General features: G+C 38.2%; 15 protein-coding genes. 14 read left to right on the top strand and 1 reads right to left on the bottom strand.

The window, feature by feature from the left end:
• Positions 1–5 precede the first annotated feature (5 nt).
• From REI64_RS05715 to REI64_RS05655, 13 genes are all read left to right on the top strand, one after another.
• Positions 6–1,697 carry a tetratricopeptide repeat protein gene (locus REI64_RS05715; protein WP_308849143.1) on the top strand — a complete coding sequence of 564 codons (1,692 nt, stop codon included), beginning with the start codon at positions 6–8 and terminating at the stop codon, positions 1,695–1,697.
• Positions 1,675–2,628 carry a DUF4292 domain-containing protein gene (locus tag REI64_RS05710; protein WP_308849142.1) on the top strand — a complete coding sequence of 318 codons (954 nt, stop codon included), beginning with the start codon at positions 1,675–1,677 and terminating at the stop codon, positions 2,626–2,628. The genes REI64_RS05715 and REI64_RS05710 overlap by 23 nt, the downstream gene beginning before the upstream one ends.
• Positions 2,629–2,648: 20 nt before the next feature.
• Complete coding sequence (locus REI64_RS05705) at positions 2,649–3,926, top strand: peptidoglycan DD-metalloendopeptidase family protein (RefSeq protein WP_308849141.1); 1,278 nt, start codon at positions 2,649–2,651, stop codon at positions 3,924–3,926.
• Positions 3,927–3,977: 51 nt separating this feature from the next.
• A complete protein-coding gene (locus REI64_RS05700) occupies positions 3,978–4,346 on the top strand; it encodes a twin-arginine translocase TatA/TatE family subunit (RefSeq protein WP_308849140.1) in 369 nt (122 codons plus the stop codon).
• A 54-nt stretch (positions 4,347–4,400) separates the two neighbouring features.
• Positions 4,401–4,601, top strand: a complete 201-nt coding sequence (locus tag REI64_RS05695; RefSeq protein ID WP_308849139.1) for a twin-arginine translocase TatA/TatE family subunit — start codon at positions 4,401–4,403, stop codon at positions 4,599–4,601.
• A 29-nt stretch (positions 4,602–4,630) separates the two neighbouring features.
• On the top strand, positions 4,631–6,073 hold the full coding sequence (gene gatA / locus REI64_RS05690) for an Asp-tRNA(Asn)/Glu-tRNA(Gln) amidotransferase subunit GatA (RefSeq protein WP_308849138.1): 1,443 nt from the start codon (positions 4,631–4,633) through the stop codon (positions 6,071–6,073).
• A 124-nt stretch (positions 6,074–6,197) separates the two neighbouring features.
• A complete protein-coding gene (locus REI64_RS05685; protein ID WP_308849137.1) occupies positions 6,198–7,598 on the top strand; it encodes a transglycosylase SLT domain-containing protein in 1,401 nt (466 codons plus the stop codon).
• Between the two features lie 643 nt (positions 7,599–8,241).
• Positions 8,242–10,551 carry an NADP-dependent malic enzyme gene (locus REI64_RS05680; protein ID WP_308849136.1) on the top strand — a complete coding sequence of 770 codons (2,310 nt, stop codon included), beginning with the start codon at positions 8,242–8,244 and terminating at the stop codon, positions 10,549–10,551.
• A 221-nt stretch (positions 10,552–10,772) separates the two neighbouring features.
• Entirely contained in the window at positions 10,773–11,357 is a 585-nt protein-coding gene (gene ruvA, locus REI64_RS05675; RefSeq protein ID WP_308849135.1) for a Holliday junction branch migration protein RuvA, read from the top strand.
• A 15-nt stretch (positions 11,358–11,372) separates the two neighbouring features.
• Positions 11,373–18,521, top strand: coding sequence for a cell surface protein SprA (sprA, locus tag REI64_RS05670; RefSeq protein ID WP_308849134.1), 7,149 nt, complete (start codon positions 11,373–11,375; stop codon positions 18,519–18,521).
• A gap of 163 nt (positions 18,522–18,684) precedes the next feature.
• A complete protein-coding gene (gene gcvH / locus REI64_RS05665; RefSeq protein ID WP_308849133.1) occupies positions 18,685–19,065 on the top strand; it encodes a glycine cleavage system protein GcvH in 381 nt (126 codons plus the stop codon).
• 2 nt (positions 19,066–19,067) lie between these two features.
• Positions 19,068–19,484: a VanZ family protein gene (locus REI64_RS05660; protein ID WP_308849132.1), complete on the top strand. Its 417-nt coding sequence runs from the start codon at positions 19,068–19,070 to the stop codon at positions 19,482–19,484.
• 280 nt (positions 19,485–19,764) lie between these two features.
• Positions 19,765–22,563, top strand: a complete 2,799-nt coding sequence (locus REI64_RS05655; RefSeq protein ID WP_308849131.1) for an outer membrane beta-barrel family protein — start codon at positions 19,765–19,767, stop codon at positions 22,561–22,563.
• A 141-nt stretch (positions 22,564–22,704) separates the two neighbouring features.
• On the opposite strand, the gene REI64_RS05650 is transcribed toward REI64_RS05655, so the two are convergent.
• The gene (locus REI64_RS05650) at positions 22,705–23,574 is read right to left on the bottom strand and encodes a glycerophosphodiester phosphodiesterase family protein (RefSeq protein WP_308849130.1); all 870 of its coding nucleotides are present in this window, start codon (positions 23,572–23,574) and stop codon (positions 22,705–22,707) included.
• 193 nt (positions 23,575–23,767) lie between these two features.
• Between REI64_RS05650 and REI64_RS05645 the strand changes: the two genes are divergently transcribed.
• Positions 23,768–23,983, top strand: coding sequence for a FeoA family protein (locus tag REI64_RS05645; RefSeq protein ID WP_308849129.1), 216 nt, complete (start codon positions 23,768–23,770; stop codon positions 23,981–23,983).

The following is a 23,983-nucleotide window of genomic DNA, read 5'->3' as shown; positions in this document are numbered from 1 at the left end:
AATCAATGAATAAACTATTTTTTGCAGCAGTATTTATAAGTTCGTGCTTTTCATTAAAAGCGCAACAGAAGCCTCTTGCCGTAAAAGATAGCAATGCTATAAAAGAATTTTACTTCGCAGGTTTAAAGGAAAAGCTGAGCGAAAATTATGTAAATGCCAGCAACAGCTTTTCGAAGATTTTAATCATAGACCCAGATAACAGCGCCGCCCATTTCGAGATTGCTAATATCCAACTACGCCAAAATAAACTGCTCGATGCAGAAGTTTCTATCAAAAAGGCGTTAGCGGGACAACCCAACAATGTTTGGTATTTGAAGCTACAAAGCGAAATCTACAAGCGTAGCGGTAACATGGATGCCTTAGTTCAAATTTTCGATCAACTCATTAAGCTAGAGCCAGAAACAGAAAGCTTCTATTTTGATAGAGCAAACGCATTGTACATTGCGGGTAAGGTAGATGAATCAAAAAAAGCTTATGATTTACTCGAAGATAAATTCGGTGTATCAAAAGCATCGACCACAGCCAAGCAGCGTTTCAAAAGTGTAAATGATCCTACAAAAAGCAACGACCTGCAAAAACAGATTAACGATAATCCTAGTGACCTTAAAAACTACCTAGACCTAAGTGGTACGTTGTTAGAGAAAAACCAAAATGATGAAGCTTTGGCAACGCTATTAAAAGCTAAACAGCTAGATGCCGATAACTATGAATTGAACTTAGCATTGGCTGATGTATATTATGCACTTAAAAAGCCGGAAGAAGCTTTTAGTTCGCTTAAAGCTGCATTCACAAATGCCGAAATGCCGTTACCAAATAAAGTGAAGATTTTGAGCCAAATGTTATTGCGTTTCAACAAGCCGGAAGTAGTAAAAAATGCGACAGAACTAGGTTTAATCACGCTAAACGAACATAAAAACGATGCTAAAATAGTGCTGCTTTATGGCGATATTTTATACCAGCAAGGAAATTTAAGTGGCGCTAAGGAGCAGTACTTAGCTGCAATTAAGCAGTCTGAACAACTTTATATTGCATGGGAAAAACTGCTTGGCGTACAAACGTTGATGGGGAGTTATGCAGAGGCAATTAAATCTGGAGAAGAAGCCTTGCAGATTTATCCCAACCAAGCCATTTTATATTATTACCGAGCATTTGCGCTGCATCGTAACGGACAAAACGCTGAGGCAGGCTTTGAACTAAAAAACGCTCTGCAATTGGAGCCGGAAGATGCTAATTTAAAGGCTATGATCTTGGCTTTGCAGGCAGAAGTGCTGATAGACCAAGGGAAGTTAAAAGAGGCTGATTTAGCTTTCGACAAAGCAGTATCATTAGCGCCAAATAATTATCTCACTTTGAGCAATTATGCATATTACCTCGCTTTGCGTAATCACGATTTGCCAAAGGCTGAGAAATTGGCATCTAAGGCAGCATCGGCTATGCCACAAAATTCTTCAATTTTAGATACCTATGCTATCGTACTTTTAAAATTAAACAAGGTTGATGACGCATTAGTTTACATCCAAAAGGCTTTACAAAACAACGAAGCCAATAATCCTGTTTATTTGGAACATTACGGTGATATTTTGTTTTTAAAAGGTGATAAAGAAAATGCTGTAATGCAGTGGCAAAGGGCAAAAGCTGCAGGAAATCAATCGGAGAAGTTAAATAGAAAGATAAATGAAAAGAAATATATTAAATAGAACTTATGCCGTCATTGCGAGGAACGAATCAATCTTACAACGATGGCTAATTAATAGTGGAACTATCGCTTTAAGATTGCTTCGTAAGCTCGCAATGACGCCCGTATTATCGCCATTTCGAGGTATCTTTTACCTCCATTTTTCGGGAAGGCAATCCCCGTATTTTGCAACGTTGTTTATTGCCTTGTTTATGGTAAGCTGTAGACCAAAAAAGGAAATTGTAAAAGCTCCACCAGTGGCAGAAACTGCTCCAGTTAAAGATAATAAATCTGAAAACTTAGCTATTTTACTTGGCAAAGATTTACAATATAATACCCTATCGTTAAGAGGAAAAGCTGATTTAGATATTGATGGAAACACGAATAACGTGACGCTAAACCTACGTATCAAAAAAGATGAAAAAATATGGTTCAGTGTTACTGCTTTAGGCGGAGCTTTAGAAGCCGCCCGTGGTGTAATTACGCCAGACAGTATTTTACTTATGAACCGACTACAGAAAACTGTTTTGCGAAAGCCTTTCTCTTACGTTCATGCTTATACCAATAAGCAAGTAAATTTCGGTTGGTTACAGTCAATTTTAACTGGTAATACGATTAAAGATTTTATGGCAGAAAAATCTGATTTGAAGCAGGAGAATGGCGTTTGGGTGGTAAATGGAACTGAGCAGAATTTAGCGTATAGAACACTTTTTAATACCTTGTTGAAATCGGTAGAGTTAACCTTAAACGATGCTAAAGCTGCCCAAGGACTTAAAGTAACCTACGATAAGCACACGCCAGTAAACAACGGACTTTTTCCATCTGTAATGAAAATTAACTCTGCAGTAGGCAATAAAAAAATAAGTGTAGCCGTTGAGTTTGTAAAAATCGATGCTAATGTTGCTGTAGAATTCCCTTTTACGGTTCCAAAGAGTTTTGAGCTAATCAATTAATTTTTTTATACTTTTGGTTAATGAAGTTAAACAAAGTCCTCCTTGTAATTGTTGCTATATGTCTTTGCGCTAATGCTTTTGCGCAATCTAGTAAAGAATTAAAGCGTAAAAAAGAAGCTTTACAAAGAGAAATTGAACTAGCCGAACGTAATTTGAAAAAAGCGGCAAGTGGTAAAAAACTAACCTTAGGGCAAATCAACACCATTAAAGCGCAGATCAGGTTACGACAAGAGAAAATTTCTACCATCAATTCTGAGATTAAAAACCTCGATCATCAAATTCACGAGAACGCCAATAAGGTTCAAAACCTAAAAGGACGATTGGCCGATCTGAAAAAGGAATATGCAGGTATGATCCGCTTTGCGCAACGCAATAAAAACTCATACGATAAGATGATGTTTATTTTTGCAGCAAACGACTTTAACCAAGCCTACAAGCGCATCAAATATCTGCAGCAATTTGGTCAATATCGTAAAAAGCAGGCAGCTTATATTCAGGGTACAGAGAAGCAGTTGAGCAATCAAATTGTTGTGCTAGATAAAACCTTGAAAAACAAGAGTAGTTTGTTAAAGGAAGAAGAAACCGAGAAGAGCAAGCTAGATAAAAATAGAAGCGAGCAGACGGTAGTGCTCAATAAGTTAAGCAAGCAGGAGAAAACTTACCAACAAGATATCAGAAAGAAAAGACAGCAACAAGCTACCATTGATAGACAAATTCAAGCCGCTATTGCTAGAGAGATCGAAGCTGCAAGAAGGAAAGCCGAGGAAGAAGCAAGGGAGCGTGAGAGAATTGCAGCAGCAAAAGCGAAAGCAGAAAATAAGCCGGCACCTGCAGCTACAGCACCATCAAAGCCTAAGTCTGCAAATGAGGCGTTGAGGTCTACACCAGAAGCCGCAAAGCTGTCTGATGCTTTTGAAGCAAATAGAGGTAGTTTACCTTCGCCAGTAGCTTCGGGCTACATAACAGGTCGTTTTGGAGCTTATAAAGTAGACCAAGCAACCGCAATGCGTAATGGCGTTGTTTTTCAAACTAGTGAAGGTGCTGCTGTTAGAGCAGTATTCAACGGCACGGTTTCAAATGTATTTCCAAATTTTGGAAAGTATTATGTGATTATTAATCATGGAGAATACTTTACCGTTTATGAAGGATTGAAGGATGTGAGCGTAAGTAAAGGCGATAAAGTTTCTACAAAGCAGTCAATTGGGGTAGCAGGAATAGAAGGCGGTGTTCCAGAAGTCGGCTTCCAGATCCATAGAGGTCGTGTTCCTCAAAACCCAGAAAGCTGGTTAGCTCGTTAAAAGTGGATATTTGGCTAAATAAACCCTATATTTGTATAAAATTAGCTTAAAATGTACAACACGCCGTTATTAGAGTTTTTGAATATGGGGGGAGGCGAGATGATTATCATCATGATTGCCGTACTTTTGTTATTTGGAGGTAAAAAATTACCTGAATTAGCAAGGGGCTTAGGTAAGGGCATACGTGAGTTTAAAGATGCTTCAGAAGGTGTAAAGAGAGAAATTCATCGTAACATCAACTCGTTCGATGTAGATGAAGAGGACCGAAAAGCTGACGAAAACAGAAGATACCGAGAACCAGAAGAGGATCACTCGCATTCTATTCATGATGATGCTCCCGAACAAGCAGCCTCAGAAAACCAAAACGAAACATCTACCGTAGATACAAAAGAAGATAAAGAATCGAAAAGCTCGGTTTGAGAACGTTTTTAAGAGGAGCGTTTTAAAAGAAATTGAATAAATAAAAAAACAGTCATGTTACAATCAACAATGCTAGCAGCGCTAGGAACAACCGAAATCATCTTAATTATTGTGGCAATTTTATTGCTTTTCGGAGGTAAAAAAATTCCTGAATTAATGCGTGGTTTAGGTAAGGGTATGAAGGAGTTTAAAGATGGTAAAGACGGAGTTGATTCTTCTACAACCACTACTGATAACACTAACAAGCCTCAATAAGTAGCTTTTTAAACGCTTTATTTTAGATTTTGAAGAAATACACCTCGTTAACGGAGATACAGGGAGAACTTGCGCAAAAGCAACTAACTTTAAAAGAACTAATTGCCTACTATTTTAAGCAAATAGAGCAGCATCAACACCTCAATGCGTTCAATGAGGTGTTTTTTGATTCTGCAACAAAGCAAGCCGAAGAGATTCAAGCTAAGCTAGAAAATGGCTCGGCAGGAAAGTTGGCGGGCATGGTTATCGGCATTAAAGACAATATCTGCTACGAAGGTCATGTGGTTACCGCATCATCTAAAATGTTAGAGAACTTTGTTTCTCCTTATTCTTCAACAGTAGTTAAGCGATTACTCGCCGAAGATGCCATCATTATTGGTCGCTTAAACTGCGATGAATTTGCGATGGGCGGCTCTAACGAAACTTCTTACTTCGGCCCTGTAAAAAATGCCGCAGATGAAGAACGTGTTGCAGGCGGTTCATCTGGGGGGTCGGCAGTTGCAGTACAGGCAGATATGTGTTTGGCTGCTCTAGGAACTGATACGGGTGGTTCTGTTCGTCAACCAGCGGCGTTTTGTGGCAACATAGGCTTTAAACCAACTTACGGGCGTATTTCTCGTTATGGCGTAATTGCTTATGCTTCATCTTTTGATCAAGTTGGTACAATTACTTCATCAGTTGCTGATGCGGCTTTATTATTAGAAGTTTTAGCAGGAGCCGATGAAAATGATAGTACAGTTTCGCAACTACCTGTGCCGTCTTATAGCTCCCACCTCCCCCCTCACGCCAAACGCCAAACGCCAAACGCTTGCAAAATAGCTGTACTAAAAGAAACGATAGAAAGCGATGCGCTAGATCCAGAAACTAAGGAGGCGATACTAGTTGCTATCGAAAAGTTTAAACAAGATGGACACGAAGTAACCGAAGTATCTTTCGATTTATTGGAGTACTTGGTGCCAACTTACTATATCCTCACTACTGCAGAAGCATCTTCAAATTTATCTAGATATGATGGTGTGCACTACGGTTACCGTAACACCCAAGCACAAAGCTTAAACCAGCTGTACAAGAGTTCAAGAGCAGAAGGTTTTGGTGAAGAAGTAAAACGTCGTATCATGTTAGGCGCATTTGTTTTAAGTGCCGGATATTATGATGCTTACTACCAAAAAGCGCAAAAGGTACGCCGCCTAATTAGAGAGAGAATAGAAGAGCTGCTAAAAAATCACGATGTGCTGGTAAGTCCAGTTGCACCTACACCAGCTTTTAAAATTGGCGAAAATGTACAAGATCCATTAGTGATGTACATGGCAGATATTTATACCGTATTGGCTTCCTTGGCTGGTATTCCGGCAGTAGCATTGCCTTTGGGCAATAATAAGGCTGGTTTGCCGTTAAGTATCCAATTAATGACCAAGCATTTTAATGAGCAGGCTTTGCTCTCATTGTCGCATAGTTTTTTAGAAAAGGCATAATCATCGCAAAATTAAAACACATAGACACATAGAAATATTAGGTTTTAAACTGTTTCGATAAAAAAGTTGCTCGATGTTTTTTGAAAATTTAACCTATGTTTCTATGTGGTTAAAAAAATAGCTTATGAGGAAATTGATACTTACTATTTTGAGTTTTGTAATTGCTTTCAGCGCTCAAGCTCAAATTCCAGTTAAAATCCAAAGTGATACAATCTTAAAAAGGTTAACTACTGCGCCTATAACAGACACGGTGGCGATGCCTATAATTGAACAACCTCTACTTTTTGGTCAAAGTTTATTGTATAAAATGCGATTAGATTCTATACAACAAACTGTTCCGTTAGATTATAACGAATACGTACAAAGCTACATCGATATTTATACCAAACGAAAAGCGATGTACGGAGATATGCTTGGGCTTTCAACCTACTATTTTCCGATTTTTGAAAAAGCGTTAAAAACTTATAACATTCCAACAGAAATTAAATACTTATCGATAGTAGAATCTTCTTTAAATCCTCATGCGGTTTCTAGAGTTGGGGCAACAGGTTTGTGGCAGTTTATGTTCGGTACAGCCAAAGCCTACGGCTTAAATATGGATAACTTTGTAGATGAGCGCAAAGATCCAATACAAGCTAGCTATGCAGCTGCGGCATATTTCAGAGATGCTTACGAAGAATTAGGCGATTGGTTGCTGGCAATAGCTGCTTATAATTGTGGTAAAGGGAATGTAAATAGAGCCATTGACAAAGCAGGCTCACGTAATTTCTGGGATATCAGAAAGTTTTTGCCGAAAGAAACGAGCAACTATGTACCTGCTTTTATTGCAGCTGTTTATGTGATGAAATATGCACCAAGTCATCAAATTGTGGCTAAACCAAACGCTTTTGCTTTTAAGACCGATACGGTACAGGTTCGAAATTTTGTAGCGTTAGGAGATGTTGCGCAAGCTATCAACCATAAAGAGGAAACATTGGTGGCCTTAAATCCGAGTTATAAAAAGAAGATCATCAACGGAACTGATATTTCGCCAAAGCGTATTGTTATTCCAAGACCAGATCATCAGTATTATGAACCGCTTTTTGAGGTTTTGAATAATGATATAGAAACAGACAGAGAAATTATTTTGGCATCAACAGATGATGTTAGAGATTTAAGAAAGAAAGCTTTGCCTAAAAAAGAAGCGTCAGTTTCGAACGTTTTGTTGCATAAGGTCCTTCCGGGTCAGAGTTTAACGGCTATTGCTAACAAGTATGGCGTAGAAGTTCAAGATTTAAAAGTTTGGAATAAGTTAAATGTGACCACAATTATTCCAGGACAAAAGTTGAAAATTTACCGAGATACAATTCCATCTAAGATTATACCAAAAGCCAAAGCTAGTTTTGTGAGTTATAAGGTAAAGCAAGGTGATACTTTGTCGAGCATTGCTGAGAAATTTGATGGCATTACCGTAGCTAGTTTGAAGGCTGCTAATGGCTTGAAATCTGCAAAAATTACCGAAGGTATGGTTTTGAAGGTGATGTAGATTAAACACTTTCTCGTCATTTCGATGAAGCAACGAAGAGAAATCTCACGATTTTTAATAATCTGTTGCTGATGGCGCATTAGTCTGAAGGAAACCTTATTGCCAAAAACTAATATTGCCCTTTCAGGGCGTTTGATTAGCATTTATATTCGTCACCAAAGCTGTTGGCTTTGGCTAGTGGATTTAAGGCTTACAGCCTTCTGCATTGCGCTTTTGTTTTTGATAAGGATGATTATGTTGATTAAGCCGAAGGGCCAAATTTAGGTTCCTTGAAAGGGATGCATATTTAAGCCCAACGCATCGCTTTGGGCTTATGAGGCACATAAACATCAATAGCCTGAAGGGCTTATATAACTATGTTCTATATCCATTTTTGTGCAAAAACCTTCGTTTTCTAAACCCTATTGAGGCGGCAGCCCACAGTGATCCGCCTTTGGCGGAGAGCGAGGACTACAGCCGAAAGAGGGACTTTCTGTTGATCGCAGCTGTAAATTGCTTTTCAAAAAAAATACTTTTTCGGTCCCTTCCCTCAATTATAGCGACTAATTTTAGAAGTTTCTGTAGGCCTGTAACCGCTTAATTGCGGTTCACATTGTATCCCTAAAAAAAGATTGTAACTTTGACCGCTACAAAAGATTGAAAAATGAGCAAGACTAATAGAAAACAAGACGCTTTAGATTATCACTCGCAGGGAAGACCTGGCAAAATTGAAGTAATTCCAACAAAACCATATTCATCACAGAGAGATTTAACTTTGGCTTACTCGCCAGGTGTGGCAGAGCCTTGTTTAAAAATTGCAGAAAATAAAGACGACGTTTATAAGTATACCGCAAAAGGAAACTTAGTAGCGGTAATAAGTAACGGTACGGCTGTACTTGGCCTAGGAGATATTGGAGCCGAAGCTGGTAAGCCAGTAATGGAAGGTAAAGGCCTTTTATTTAAGATTTTTGCCGATATAGACGTTTTTGACTTAGAATTGGATACTAAAAACGTTGATGAGTTTGTAAATATCGTTAAGGCTTTAGAGCCAACTTTTGGTGGTGTAAACTTAGAAGATATCAAAGCGCCAGAGTGTTTCGAAATTGAGCGTAGGCTTAAAGAAGAAATGAATATTCCGGTAATGCATGATGACCAACACGGTACGGCTATTATTTCTGCAGCAGCGTTATTGAACGCTTGTGAGTTGCAGAAAAAGAAAATGGATAAAATCAAGATTGTAGTGAACGGCGCTGGTGCTGCCGCTATTTCTTGTTCGCGTTTGTACGTGGCGTTGGGTGCTAAGAAAGAGAATATTGTAATGTGCGACAGAAGCGGAGTAATTCGTGCTGATCGTGAGAAAATAGATCCAATTAAGGCTGAGTTTGTAACCAAAAGAGATTTACATACGCTTGAAGAAGCAATGAAAGATTCTGATGTTTTCATCGGTCTTTCTTCGGCAGATTGCGTTTCGGTAGATATGCTAAAATCGATGGCTAAAAACCCGATTGTAATGGCAATGGCTAATCCAAACCCAGAAATTGCTTACGATTTAGCTATTAACTCACGTAAGGATATCATTATGGCAACTGGCCGTTCTGATTATCCTAACCAAGTGAACAACGTTTTGGGTTTCCCTTACATTTTTAGAGGTGCTTTAGACGTAAGAGCTACAGCAATTAACGAAGAAATGAAAATTGCTGCCGTTCGTGCTATCGCAGAATTGGCTAAAAAGACAGTTCCAGAAGCGGTGAATATGGCTTACAATGCCAAAAACATCAAATTTGGTAAAGATTATATCATCCCTAAACCAATGGACTTCCGTTTAATGACCAACGTTTCTATGGCGGTGGCAAAAGCGGCAATTGAAAGTGGTGTAGCTCGTAAAACCATTACCGATTGGGATGCTTATGCGGAAGAATTGAGAAAGCGTTTAGGTACAGATGATGCCATTATGCGTGCTATCACCAACAAAGCTAAATCTGATCCTAAGCGTGTGGTTTTCGCAGAGGCGGATAACTACAAAATCTTAAAAGCAGCTCAAATTGTTAAGGATGATAACATTGCTATTCCAATTTTATTGGGTAACAAAGAGAAAATCCAACAAATTATTGAGGAAAGTGCATTAGAGTTGGATGGCGTTCAAATCATCGATCCAGCTTTAGAGCCTGCAAGAACTCAGAAATATGCGCAATCGTTATACGAAAAAAGACAGAGAAGAGGCGTTACTTCGGTAGCCGAAGCTGCAAAAATGATGCGTGATAGAAACTACTTCGGTTCGTCGATGGTAGAGTTTGGCGAAGCTGATGCGATGATTTCTGGTTTGACTAAAAACTATGCAACAACCATTAAACCTGCTTTGCAGATTATCGGTACAGAGCCTGGCGTAAGTCGTGTGGCGGGTATGTACATGATGATGACCGAAAAAGGCCCAGTTTTCTTTGGTGATACCACGGTAAATGTAGATCCAACTGCAGAAGAATTGGTAGATTTAACTTTGTTGTTAGAAAAATCGGTGCGTAAGTTTAACATCACGCCTCGTATTGCGATGCTTTCTTATTCTAACTTCGGTTCTAATGATGGCGTTATTCCAGAAAAAACTAGAAAAGCTGTTAAAATTCTTCACGAAAAACATCCAGATATTATTGTTGACGGCGAGATGCAAGGAAACTTTGCCATTAACAATGCAATGTTAAAAGACAATTTTCCTTTTAGTAGATTGGCAGATGCACCAGCAAATACTTTGGTGTTCCCTAACTTAGAATCGGGTAATATTGCTTATAAATTATTACAGGAACTTGGCGGTGCCGAAGCTGTTGGACCAATTCTTTTAGGTTTAAAAAAACCTGTTCACATTGTACAATTAGGTAGCTCTGTAAGGGAAATTGTAAATATGGTTACCATTGCCGTATTAGATTCGCAAGCTAAGGAAGAGGAAGCAGAACCTAAAAAGAAAGGTCTGTTTAAAAAGAAATAAGAGGAAACTATTTAAGCATTGACGAGGACGCCAACGCTTGATACGCTGTTGTTGGCGTCCTCGCCAACAATTTTAGATGTTTAGTTAATGCCAAAAAAATATGGTGACATTTCTAAGCAGTTTCTTCTTCTTTAGATAGATAAGTGGTAAAAAACTTCATTTAATGAGTTAAAAAGCTAAAAGTTTCTGTTACTTTTAGCTTTTTAATTTAAGACGGGATTATGTACGCTTATATAGATGGCAAACTAACTTTTAAAGGGCCTACTTTTATTGTTGTAGAAGCGGGTGGCGTTGGTTATCACATCAATATATCATTAAATACTTATGCTGCTTTAGGTAGCGCAGAGCGATGTAAAATCTACACTTGGCTACACGTTAAGGAAGATGCGCATACACTTTACGGATTTGCAGATGAAGGCGAAAGAAAATTGTTTCTTCATTTGATTTCTGTTTCGGGCATTGGCCCAACCACCTGCCGAATGATGTTGTCGTCAATAACTCCGGCAGAAATACAACAAGCTATTGTAAATGCAGATGTTGCGCTGATACAAAAAATTAAAGGTATTGGAGCTAAATCGGCACAACGTATAGTATTAGAATTACAAGACAAACTAAAAAAAGAAGGTATAGAATCATTAATTTCTATGCCAATTCACAATACAATTAAAGATGAAGCGTTATCTGCTTTGATCATGCTTGGCTTTGGCAAACAGGTGGCAGAGAAAGCTTTGGATAGTGTGATGAAGAAGGCTGATAGTGAACTGACTGTCGAGCAAATGATCAAACAAGCTTTGAAGAATTTATAATAAACCAAACCATATTTGAAAAACAAACTTACCTATTTTGTTTTATTGGTAGGCCTATGTGTGGGCCAAAAATCGTTCTCGCAAGTAAATACTGCTGGGTCTAGGATAGACTCTGCGAAGAACACATTTACCCCAAAAGAAAAACAATGGATGGGATTGCGCAACTTTAGCAATCCATTTTTTAAACTTCCGGAGAATATTAAGCGAGAGGTAGAATACGATGCCGCTAATAATCGCTATGTAATTACAGAGCGCATTGGCGATAAACTCTATACACCGCCACAATACCTTACTGTAGAGCAATATCTGCGTATGGTAAATAGTGATATCAAACGTGAAAACTGGCGTTTGTTCTCTAACCAAGAGATTGATGATATCCGTAAAACTGGAATTATTCCAGAGGTAAAAATCAACAGTAGGATGTTCGAAAAGATTTTCGGAGGAACTACAATTGATATTCAACCTAGCGGCGAGGCAGAATTGACTTTCTTAGGTCGGGTAAATAAAAACGAAAATCCACTTTTTAACGAACGCCAAAGGGTACAAAGCAATTTTGATTTTACACAGCGTATCCAAATGGATGTGGTAGGTAACATCGGTACCAAGATGAAAATCAAAATGAACTACAACACCGAGGCGCAGTTCGATTTTGAAAACCAGATCAAGTTAGATTACACCGGCGGACCAGACGATATCATTAAAAAAATTGAAGCAGGTAATGTTAGTTTGCCATTAAATACATCGCTCATTACAGGTACGCAGGCATTATTCGGTATAAAAACGCAGTTGCAATTCGGTAAATTGGGTTTAACCACCGTTTTTACGCAGCAGAAATCTCAATCTAAGCAGATAGAAATTAGTAACGGAGCGCAGCAAAACGATTATCGCATTAGTGGTAGCGAGTACGAAGCGAACAAGCACTACTTTTTAGCTCAATACTTCCGTAATCGGTACAATACTGCATTAAGCAAAGCGCCAGCAATTTTATCGGGCGTTAATATTACCAAAATTGAAGTTTGGATCACCAACAAAACAGGTAACACATCAGACTCGAGAGATGTTGTTGGTTTTATGGATTTGGGTGAGCAAACACCTTACAATACCACTTTGGTTAGCCCAGGGCCAACTGCATCTCCATCTGCTTTTGCCAACCCTAGTTTTCCTCCGCATTCTAATAATCTATTGGCTAACTTACCTGCTGGGGCTAGATTGTCTAACAATAACGACTTGTTACAATATTTTCAGACTACAGGAGCTACAGATAACTTTGCGAAAATTACCTACGCTCGTAGATTAACTGATAGAGAATTTACGATACATCCGCAATTAGGTTATATTTCCTTAAACGTGCAGCTTAATACCGACGAATTATTGGCTGTAGCTTATCGTTACACTGAAAACGGGAGAGAATACCAAGTAGGTGAGTTTTCTACGGATGTACCTTTTGACCAGAATACGCCAAATGTTTTATTTGCCAAGTTACTGAAAAACGAAACCACCAAACCTCAATTGCCAATTTGGGATTTGATGATGAAAAACATCTATAACATTGGTGGTTATCAAATCAGTAACCAAAACTTTAGGTTAGATGTTTTTAGGTTAGATGAAACTTCTGGCGTTGAGCGTGCCGTAATTACCGAAGGTGCAAATACACAAAATAAAATCTGGGTACAGGCAGTTGGTTTAGATCGCTTAAATCCGCAAAGAGAAGCTAAGCCAGATGGTGTTTTTGATTTTGAATCGCAAAATAGTCCATTTGCTTCGGCACAAAGCAATATCGGAACTACCAATAACCCGAATTTTGGTAGCGGTGTTTCTGCTACATCGTTAACAAATAGTATTAGTGGTTACATCACCATCGATCCACAAAATGGGCGTATCATTTTCCCATTTGTTGAGCCATTTGGAGAGTCTTTAGCAGCGCAGTTTAACGCTGGAGAAACCAACTTGATAGAAAAATATACTTATCCGCAATTGTACGATTCTACAAAAGTGGTAGCGCAACAAAATTTTCCGGGTAAAGACAGATATATCATCAAAGGGCACTATCAATCAGAGATTTCATCAGAATTTAGCTTAAACTCTATCAACGTACCAGAAGGTTCTGTAAAAGTTTTTATGGGTAGTATTCCTTTAATAGAAGGTAATGATTACACCGTTGATTACATGAGCGGTCGAGTGAAAATCCTGAACACTGCTTTGTTAAGCTCCGGCCAGTCTATCCGTATTTCTACAGAAAATAACGAGCTTTTTGGCTTGCAACAGCGCTCTTTATTTGGTATTCGTGGCGATTATCGTGTAAACAATAAGTTAAACATCGGGGGTACGTTTATGAACCTCACCGAACGCCCAATTACACCAAAAGTAAATTTCGGTGAAGAACCAATATCCAATTCTATTTGGGGAATGGACGTAAACTACACTTCTTCGTCTAGGTTTTTAACTAAGATGGTAGATAAACTTCCTTTCATTTCAACAAAAGAGAAGTCTAACATCACCTTCTATGGAGAGTTTGCTCAATTAGTTCCTGGTCATCCTTCAGCATTAAATATGGGCGGTAGTAGAGGTGGTACCAGTTTCATCGATGATTTTGAAGCCTCACGTTCAGTAATCGATTTAAAAAGCGCTATTGCTTGGCAAATTTCTGGAACACCTCAAATGTTTCCAGAATCGGCTTTAAATAATGATTTGGCTTATGGCTACAACCGTGCAAAAATTGCTTTCTACAACATCGACCCAATTTTTTACGGAAGAGGTGGGCAAGGACAACTGCCAGCTAATTTGCGTAACAACAAGAACGAGCTGTCTAATCACTATGTGAGAGAAATTTTAGAAACCGAAGTTTTCCCTTTCAAACAGATCAGTACTGGTCAAGCAATTACTTTGCAAACTTTAGATTTAGCTTACTACCCAACATTACGTGGACCATATAACTTCACCACTACGGGCTTTAATCCGAATGGTACGTTACAAAATCCACGTAGCAGATGGGGCGGTTTAATGCGTAGGGTAGATGTAAACGATTTCGAAGCTAACAATATCGAATATATTGAACTTTGGTTGTTAGATCCGTTTATGTACAAGCCAGGTTCACAGGGTGGAGATTTGTATTTCAACCTTGGTAATATTTCTGAGGATATTCTTAAAGACGGTAGAAAATCTATGGAGAATGCTTTGCCAGGAAACGGCGATGCCTCTAAATATGATGAAACACAGTGGGGTAGGGTAGCGAAGTTGCAACCAGTTATTCAGGTTTTTGATAACGATCCTAATGTTCGTAGAGCGCAAGATGTTGGTTTAGATGGATTATCAAACGCAGATGAAAGAACATTTGTTCACTATCAATCTGCCATTGCTCAAATTAAAGCCTTATTAAATCCAGACGCTGCTGCGGCGTTCGATAATGACCCTTCATCAGATGATTATTCTTATTTTAGAGGTGGAGCACTTGACCAAGAAGGTGCGGGTATTTTAAAGCGTTACATGAACTTTAACGGTTTAGAAGGCAACTCGAAAACTTCTCAACAATCGCAAGAAGAGCTAGGTTTAGAAAACTCTGCTTCAACCGCTTTACCAGACGCAGAGGATGTAAATCGTGATAACAACATGACCCCATCTGATGAATATTTTCAGTACAAAGTATCTATTCGTCCGGGTGATTTGCAGGTTGGACAAGGTTTTGTAACCGACAAAGTGGTTTCTGCAGTGAAGTTGGCTAACGGACAAACGCAGAATGCGACTTGGTATCAAATCAGGGTACCAATAGCACAATATGAAAGAGCTTTTGGGTCTATCCAAGATTTTAAATCTATCCGTTTTGTAAGAATGTTCATGACCGATTTCGCTGATACTGCGGTATTGAGATTTGCAAAAATCCAATTTGTAAGGGGTGAGTGGAGACAGTACAACGTAAAGAACGAGAGCAACAAAGTAATTGCAGATCCAAGTTTGGGTTTAACACCATCGGCTGATAATTCTGTTTTGGAATTGGGAACGGTAAACATCGAAGAAAATGGAAGAAGAACGCCAATACCTTATGTTGTGCCTCCTGGTATCGAGAGAGAAAGAGATTTTAGTAACTACCGAGGTGATACTCGCCAAAATGAGCAGTCTTTATCATTAATCGTTAAAAATTTACGAGATGGATATGGCAGGGCAGCATTTAAAACCGCAGTCAACGATTTCCGATCTTACAAACGATTGGAAATGTACGTCCATTTAGAGGGAGATGGAATTCATCCGCTAGAAAACAATGACCTTAATGCGTTTATAAGAATTGGTACCGATAATAACGATAACTATTACGAATACAACAAACCGTTGCGAGTTACCAATCCAGGTACGAGCGATCCTTACGCCATTTGGCCAGAAGACAATAAAATTGATATTGAACTGGAGCTGTTCCAGAGAGCTAAAATTGCTCGTAACCAGAGCGGTTGGCCAGTTAATCAACCTTTCCGTTATACGGACGGAGTGAATACGATTATCGTAAAAGGGCAGCCAGACATGAGTAAGGTTCGCGTTTACATGCTTGGTTTGAAAAATCCGTTGAGAGGTGCTGTTGGTTCGCCAGCAAATGATGATGGATTAGAAAAATTCGGTCAGGTTTGGTTCAATGAATTGCGTTTAACAGAGTTTGATGAACGAGGCGGATGGGCAGCTACCGGCAGAATGAGTATGAAATTGGCTGATTTTGCAGATGTTAACGTGTCTGGAACAAAATCTACCATTGGTTTCGGTTCTATCGATAGCAAAGTGAGCGAACGTAGCAGGTCAGAAAATCAGTCGTTTGATTTATCATCTAATATGGAGCTCGGTAAGTTTTTACCGCAAAAAAGTGGTGTTAAAATACCAATGTACGTAAGCTACTCTAAGCAAGTTGCTACACCTCAATTCGATCCTCGTACACCAGATATTGAGTTGTCTAAAGCGCTAGATAATGCATCTAAATCACAGCGTGATTCGATCTTAAACTTTGCCCAAGATTATACCACTCGTAGCAGTTTGGCATTTACGAACGTGCGTAAGGATAGAGTAGGAGAAGATGCGAAGGTAAGGTTGTGGGATATCGAGAACTTCAACGTTTCTTATGCACAGAGTAAAATTTCGCACCGCGATTTTATCAATGAAGTTACCATACAGAACACTTACAAAGCTTCGTTAGCATACAACTACAGCTATAATTCTAAGAATTATCAGCCGTTCGATAAGCTCATTAAGTCTAACACTTTAAAGTTATTGAAGGATTTCAACTTCACTTTGGTGCCAAATTCAATCAATTTTAGGGTAGATTTAGATCGTTTTTACTCTGAAAATACGTTAAGGAACAACGATCCGAATACCTATATTCCTATCAATACCACTTTCAACAAAAACTTCTTGATGACTAGGGTTTACGGTATTGCTTGGGATTTAACCAAATCATTAAGTTTAGATTTCGATGCTACCAATTACTCAATTATCGATGAACCTGATGGTCGTATTGATGGCATTAAGAGAGATATTGTTTGGAACAACTTGAAGAACTTAGGTCGTACTACAGATTACAACCATAGCTTAAACGTAAGGTACAATTGGCCAATTGGCAAAATACCTTACATGGATTGGATGACCGTTGCTACTACTTACGGTACAACCTTTACTTGGCAAACGGAGGCTTTGGCTACTTTGAACGATCCAACCATCGATCTAGGAAATACAGTGCAAAACTCTAGGACCATACAGGTAAATCCAACCTTGAACATGGTTTCTTTGTACAATAAGTTTGGTTTTATTAGACGAACATTGAACAACAGAGATACAACGTTTAAGCTCTCGAATTTTATGGTTGGTTTGCTTACCAGCGTTAAAAATGTAAACGTAGCATTTACGCAAACCAAAGGTACTTTCTTACCAGGATATTTACCTCAAACAAGGTTCTTTGGTATGGATCAAATGGGTGCGCCAGGTTTGGGATTTGTGTTTGGTAGTCAGCGAGATATTAGGTTAATGGCAATTAATAACGGCTGGATTACCTTAGATGAACAGCAAATGCAATTGTACGTAAATACCATGCGTGAAGATTTCCAGTTAACCAGTACCATAGAGCCGTTACGTGATTTAAAAGTAACACTAACGGCAACTAAAAATAGAACACTTAACTATTCTACCAATTTCAAATATGATACACCAACTGGTGGATTTACCAACCTAAGCCCAAATACAACGGGTGATTATAGCGTTTCTACCATCACCTTTGGTACAGCATTTAGAGATAAGAGCGGTGCAACATTGTCTAGCGTGTTTAACGAATTTATGAGCAACAGACAGGTGATCTCCCGCAGGTTAGGGGCTCAAAATCCTAATTCTGGAGGTGTTGTGAATGGTTATGCTGCAGGTTACGATAAAAGTTCGCAAGACGTGGTGGTGTTAGCATTTTTGGCGGCTTACAGAGGTAAAGATCCTGGGTCATCAAGTTTGAATAGCTTGCCAAGAATACCTTTGCCAAACTGGCGTTTAACTTACGCAGGATTAACGAAATATCCTTTCATTGCCGACCGTTTTTCTGAAGTAAGCTTAAGACATGGTTATCGTTCTACGTACAACGTTAATGGCTTTAACACCTTATTAAAATATGAAGAAACTAATGGGGCAGTAAGTAGCACAGACGTGAACGGTAACTTCTTGCCGATGTATCAATTTGCTCAGGTCGCTATTTCAGAGCAATTTGCACCATTAGTTGGTATTGATACCCGCTTAAAAAATAACATGACTTTGAATTTCGAAATCAATAAAACGAGGTTGTTAGGTTTAAGTTTGGCGAATAGCCAATTGGCACATCTTTCTGAGAATAACTTGGTGTTTGGTTTGGGATATCGTACCACTAAATTCAGATTTCCTTTCGGATTATTTAAAGATCTGAAGATGGATAACAACATGGATTTCAAACTTGATGTTTCGGTTAGAGATAATAAGACGGTAATTTATAGAGCTGATATTACAGAAGCCGAAGTATCGTCTGGTGCAAAAAACATTACTTTACGCCCAAGTGTAGATTATGTGCTTAACCAACGTTTTAATGTAAGATTGTTCTATGATTCTAATATCACCAAGCCTTACACTTCTCAATCGTTCAATACATCGTTTAGTAACTTTGGTTTTAGCTTAAGGGCAACTTTAAACTAGGTAGGCTGAGTAGATATTGTAAGGGTGAATTTTTTTTCGCCCCAACTATTTCGCCAACAAAAATTATTAACTTTGACATTATCAATTAATCGGGAACAAATGAGTTGAAAAGCTTAGCATTTTCGTTAACAAAATAGTAGAAATAAAACTTAATCATATAAAAATGAACTTTCCATCAGAATTAAAGTACACTAAAGACCACGAATGGGTTTCGGTATCTGGTAACGTTGCAACTATTGGTATCACCGATTTTGCTCAAAGAGAATTAGGTGATATTGTTTATATCGATATCAATACTGTGGGTTCTGAAGTTGCCGCAGAAGAAGTATTCGGTACAGTTGAGGCGGTTAAGACCGTGTCTGATCTTTTTATGCCCGTTGCTGGAGCGGTAGATGAATTTAACGCTGCATTAAATGATAATCCTGAGTTGGTAAATTCTGATCCTTACGGCGAAGGCTGGATGGTTAAAGTTACTTTGGCTAATGCTGCTGACGTTGACGGTTTGTTAAGTGCTGACGAGTACAAAGCGTTAATTGGCGCATAAAAATGGCCGGTTTCAAAGCACTAAAGTACCAACGTTGGGCCATATTGTGGACTGTACTAACTTTAGTGCTTTGTAATATTGATCTATCTAGTGGTAGCAATTCAGGCTTTTTCTTTGTAGGTTTTGATAAGTTAGCCCATTTGGGCTTTTTCTACGTTCTAACCATTTTACTTTTCTACGGGAAAATCAAATACCAACATAACTATAGTTTCCGTTCCCTAACCATCTTTAAAGTTATCATGATTTCGGTAATAATTGGTGGAGGAATAGAATTGCTGCAATGGAAAGTATTCACTTATCGTTCTGCAGAGTGGTGGGATTTTGCTTGCGACATGATTGGTTGCTTAATGGCAGTATTTAGCTACGTGTTGTTGCACCTTTCAAATTACAATGAAAACAGCGCTGTTAATGCAAAATGATATGATTAAGAGAAGGTTTAATTTAATTTGGATTTTTTTTATTTTAATTCTGCTCAATTCTTGCAGCATTTTTAAACCTAGCTGTAAATGTCCTAAAGTAAGTCAAACTAGCTTTAAAGCAGTATAATCATATCATACTGTGAACCTTTACTTTTGTTTTGTAACGATAAAGTTAGTTGTATTTAAATTGTTACCACGCTTTTCATGTTCACTGCCAAACCTTTTCGCATTTGTATAGTCTGATTAGGTAATTTCAAAAAAATATTTTTCTAGAACATCAATGAATAAACATTTACAAAGATTATTATTTGTAGCTATGCTTTGCCTAGCTAATTTAGCCTTTGCACAGGCGCAGGGAACTGTGAGTGGAAAGGTGCTCAATCAAAAAGATAAACAACCAATAGACTACGCATCTGTAGCTATTAAAAAATTAAGTGCAGACTCTACCGTAGTTGGCGCAGGTTCTACCAATGCAAACGGTACATTTTCTTTAGCCAATATTGCTGCTGGTAAGTACCGTTTGTACGTAGTGTATCTTGGTTTAAAAACTATCAATAAAGATTTCGAATTAACTGCTGCAAAACCTAGTATTAACCTTGGCGAATTGTTAATGGAAGATACTGGCGTTACCCTTAAAGGTGTTGAAATTAAAGGAGAGACACCTCCAGTAGTAGTTAAAAAGGATACCTTAGAAATTAATGCAGCTACTTTAAAAGTTAAAGAAAACTCGGTAGTGGAAGATTTGTTAAAGAAAGTGCCAGGAGTAGAGGTTTCTAAAGATGGTACGGTGACTACCCAAGGCGAGACCATTAAGAGGGTACGAGTAGATGGTAAAGACTTTATGGGTAACGACCCATTGCTAGCTACCAGAAATTTACCTGCTGATATGGTAGATAAAATTCAGATTATTGACGATATGTCTGAGCAGTCTAAATTCTCAGGGGTTGATGACGGTAATCGTGAGAAGATCTTAAACATCGTTACCAAAAACGGCGTTAAAAATAAAGGATACATTGGCAACAGTACTTTTGGTTATGGTACCGATGAGCGTCATGATGTGAATATCAACGTTAACCGCTTTGATGGTTCACAAAGAATTTCATTGCTGGGTCAGTTCAACAACGTAAACAAACAGAATTTTGGTGGTGGTATTGGCGGTGGCGGCGGTGGCCGTGGAATGATGTTTGGCGGCGGCGGTGGCGGTCAGCAGCAACAAGGTATTACCACTACAAGTGCAGCGGGTATAGATTTTGCAGATACTTTTGATGATGGTATGCAGTTTAATGGAAGTTACTTCTTCAATAAAACATCGTTGTTCAACACTAACACAACAAGCTCGCAAAACTTTATCAATAACAATACTGTAACCAACAATAGTAATTTGGAAAGTGATACAGAGCGTTTAAACCATCGTTTAAACTTTATGATTGATACAAAGTTGGATTCTGCTACTTCGATCAGGATACAGCCTAACATATCGTACACAGAAAACTCGGCAAACAGTTTAAGTAATTATGTACGTAATAATATTATTGGAAATGCAGTTGGTTCTCAAAATTTGATTACTAATTCTACCACACCATCTATTAGCAATAATATATTGTTAAGGAGAAAGTTCCTTCGTCGCGGGCGTACACTTTCATTAAATATCAATACAAACATTAATGATAGTGAGTCAAGTACGAACAATAAGAACCCTGAGGTGGTAACAAACTCGGGAGGTGTAATAGTCAAAAATCAAGATCTAGATCAGCTAAATGATAATAATGTAGGTTCTTTTAGTAATACTTCTAGATTGGTGTATACTGAGCCTCTTTCAAAAGTTTTAAGTTTGGAACTTAATTTCCAAAATGGTTATTTTCAGGATAACAGACAACGAAATGTTTATGAATTTAATTCTTTAAGCCAACAATACGATATCGTAAACACACTTTATAGTAACGATTTCGAAAATACTACATGGACAAATGCAGTTGGCTTTAGCTTAAACAAAAATGAGAAAAAGTATAACTGGAATGTTGGTGTTGCCGGACAGCTTACTAATAGAAAAAATGAAAACATAACATCGGGCAAGATACTAAAGCAAGATTTTGTAAATATTACACCCACCGCTCAATTCAGGTATAACTTTAGTAACAATAAGCGATTAAATATACGATATGATGGAAGAACAAACCAACCAAGTATCGATCAAATACAGCCAGTTGTAGATAATACAAATAATCTATCAGCTCCAGTAGGTAATCCAGATTTGAAACCGTCGTTCGTGAATAATTTGAGAATTTTCTATAATAATTTTGATTTTGCAACTTACCGTACTTTATTTATTGGTGCTTTTATCACACAAACTTTTAACGATTTTGGTAATCAGCAGAGAGAAATAGAAACTGGAGCTGATGCTGGAAAAATTGAAAATAGATTTGTGAACGTTAAGGGTAATTATAACGCAAATATTTTCGGTAACCTTGGCATTCCAATCATCAAAGGAAATAAGCTAAACCTACAAATAGATGGTGGTTTGTCTAATAGCAGAGGTACTAATATAACTTTCACTGGTGCTGAGAACGTAACAAAAAATTTCGGAGTAAGAAATGGTTACAAACTAGTTTCTAATATGGATAAGCTTGATTTGATTGCCGGTGTTTCTGGTAGATGGGATCATGGAACTTATACCGTTGGCGAAGAAACCAATTTTTATACATTTTCTCCAAATATCGATATCAGTTATATGTTTCCTGGCAATATCCGTTTGCAAACAGATGTTACACATAATAGATTATCTGGTAGAGGTGAAGGCTTTAACACCTCGTTTACTCAAGTAAACGGTTACATCAGCCGTCAGTTCTTCAAAAATAAAGGGACCTTCAAGCTTTCAGTTTACGATTTGTTTAACGAAAATATTGGAATTGTTCGTACTGCGAGCGCTAACTCAATTGTCGATCAAAACTTTAACGTGCTAAAACGTTACTTTATGTTCTCGTTCACTTACTCTTTAAGTACTATTGCAGGTATGAACCCGCAACAACAGCAAGGAAGAGGGCAGGGGAACTTCAGAATGGGTGGCCCGGGAAGAATGTAAGGTTTTTAAAATAAATAATAGAGGCTGTCTAAAACGGTCGTCATTGCCAGCTCGACTGGCAATCTTAATGCGGTAAAAAATGCTTTGCGTATTGAGATCTCCTTTTAAGGAAATGATGGTCTAAGTTTTTAGATAGCCTTTTTATTTTGCAATATTCAATGCTTTTTTGGCGTGGATATTATCTGTATGAATAAAATCTGGATCCTTGGCAACAACTGGTCTTAGTTCATCCCTAAAATATGGAGTCCAAAGCTGTACCTTAAGACCAGCAGCTTTTGCTTTTTGTACTTCTTCGGCCGTAGCCTTAATTCCTTCTACACTAACACCATCGTAACCTCTGGCCAAGGCAGTAGCAATATGGGCTTCCATGCCTCCGTCACCAGTATAATACCTTACCATTTTTTGCGTTTTTTCCTGTAGCTTAAGCTGTGAAAGAAAACGTGGGCTATCAAACTCTAGAAATATTTTCTCTGTTCCATCTGCAGAAGTAGGTAGACTAGCTAAACTAGCTGCAAACCTATCATAATAATTCGAGCGCCCCCCGGCCAATTCAAATACCCAAGAAGGAAAAGTTGGCTTAACATCTAAGGAAATGTAAAAACTTTTGCCTCTGCTTTCCCAAAAAGCTACCAATTCAGCGAACTTATATACCCTGTCTTTTTTACTTTCGTGGCATAGCATAACTTGCTCTAACTCCTCGTCACGCATTGCAGGAATAAAACGCTCGGGTGCTTCATCACAGGCGTAATCGTTTACATCTTGGTTATGATACATCCAAATGGTGCCGTCTAAGCTCATAGCAACATCTGTTTCAACACCATCAAGGGTTTCTATGGCTTGTGCAAAAGAAGGGATGGTATTTTCCATGTGATCATCATTAAAAAAATTGCTTCCCGCCCCTTTATGACCTAGAAATTTAACGTTGGTAACTAATTTATCCTTTTTACAGCTGAAACAACAAACAACGATTAGGAGTAAGCATGAGGTCGATAATTTTTGTGCTAAATTCATAAGTGGTTGTGTATAAGATGCAAAGGTAATAATTAAAGCTGGTTTGGGCAAGAATTGCGTCGTTTTACAATAGTATCTCTTTACCTTATTGTTACACTTGCTTATTTTGATTTATTATAAATAAGGGTTAACTTGCGACAGTTTAAACAGCGCATAAAATTGTATTTTTAAGCGTGTAAGTAAAGATTTTTGTATGACACTTTCGCAATTAAGCCCAGGCCAAAAAGCAACCATTGTTTCTTTCACAGATACTGAAATGGCAGTAAAATTAATGGAAATGGGTTGCCTTCCTGGCGAAGTTGTTGAAGTGGAAAGATGTGCTCCTCTAGGTTGTCCTATTGCTATTCGCGTAGCCGGATATCAACTTTGTTTACGTAAAGCAGAGGCAGCTGTAATTATAATTCAATAG

The organism is Pedobacter sp., assembly GCF_031119335.1.
Lineage (GTDB): Bacteria > Bacteroidota > Bacteroidia > Sphingobacteriales > Sphingobacteriaceae > Pedobacter.
This window is presented reverse-complemented; position numbering and strand designations above follow the sequence as displayed.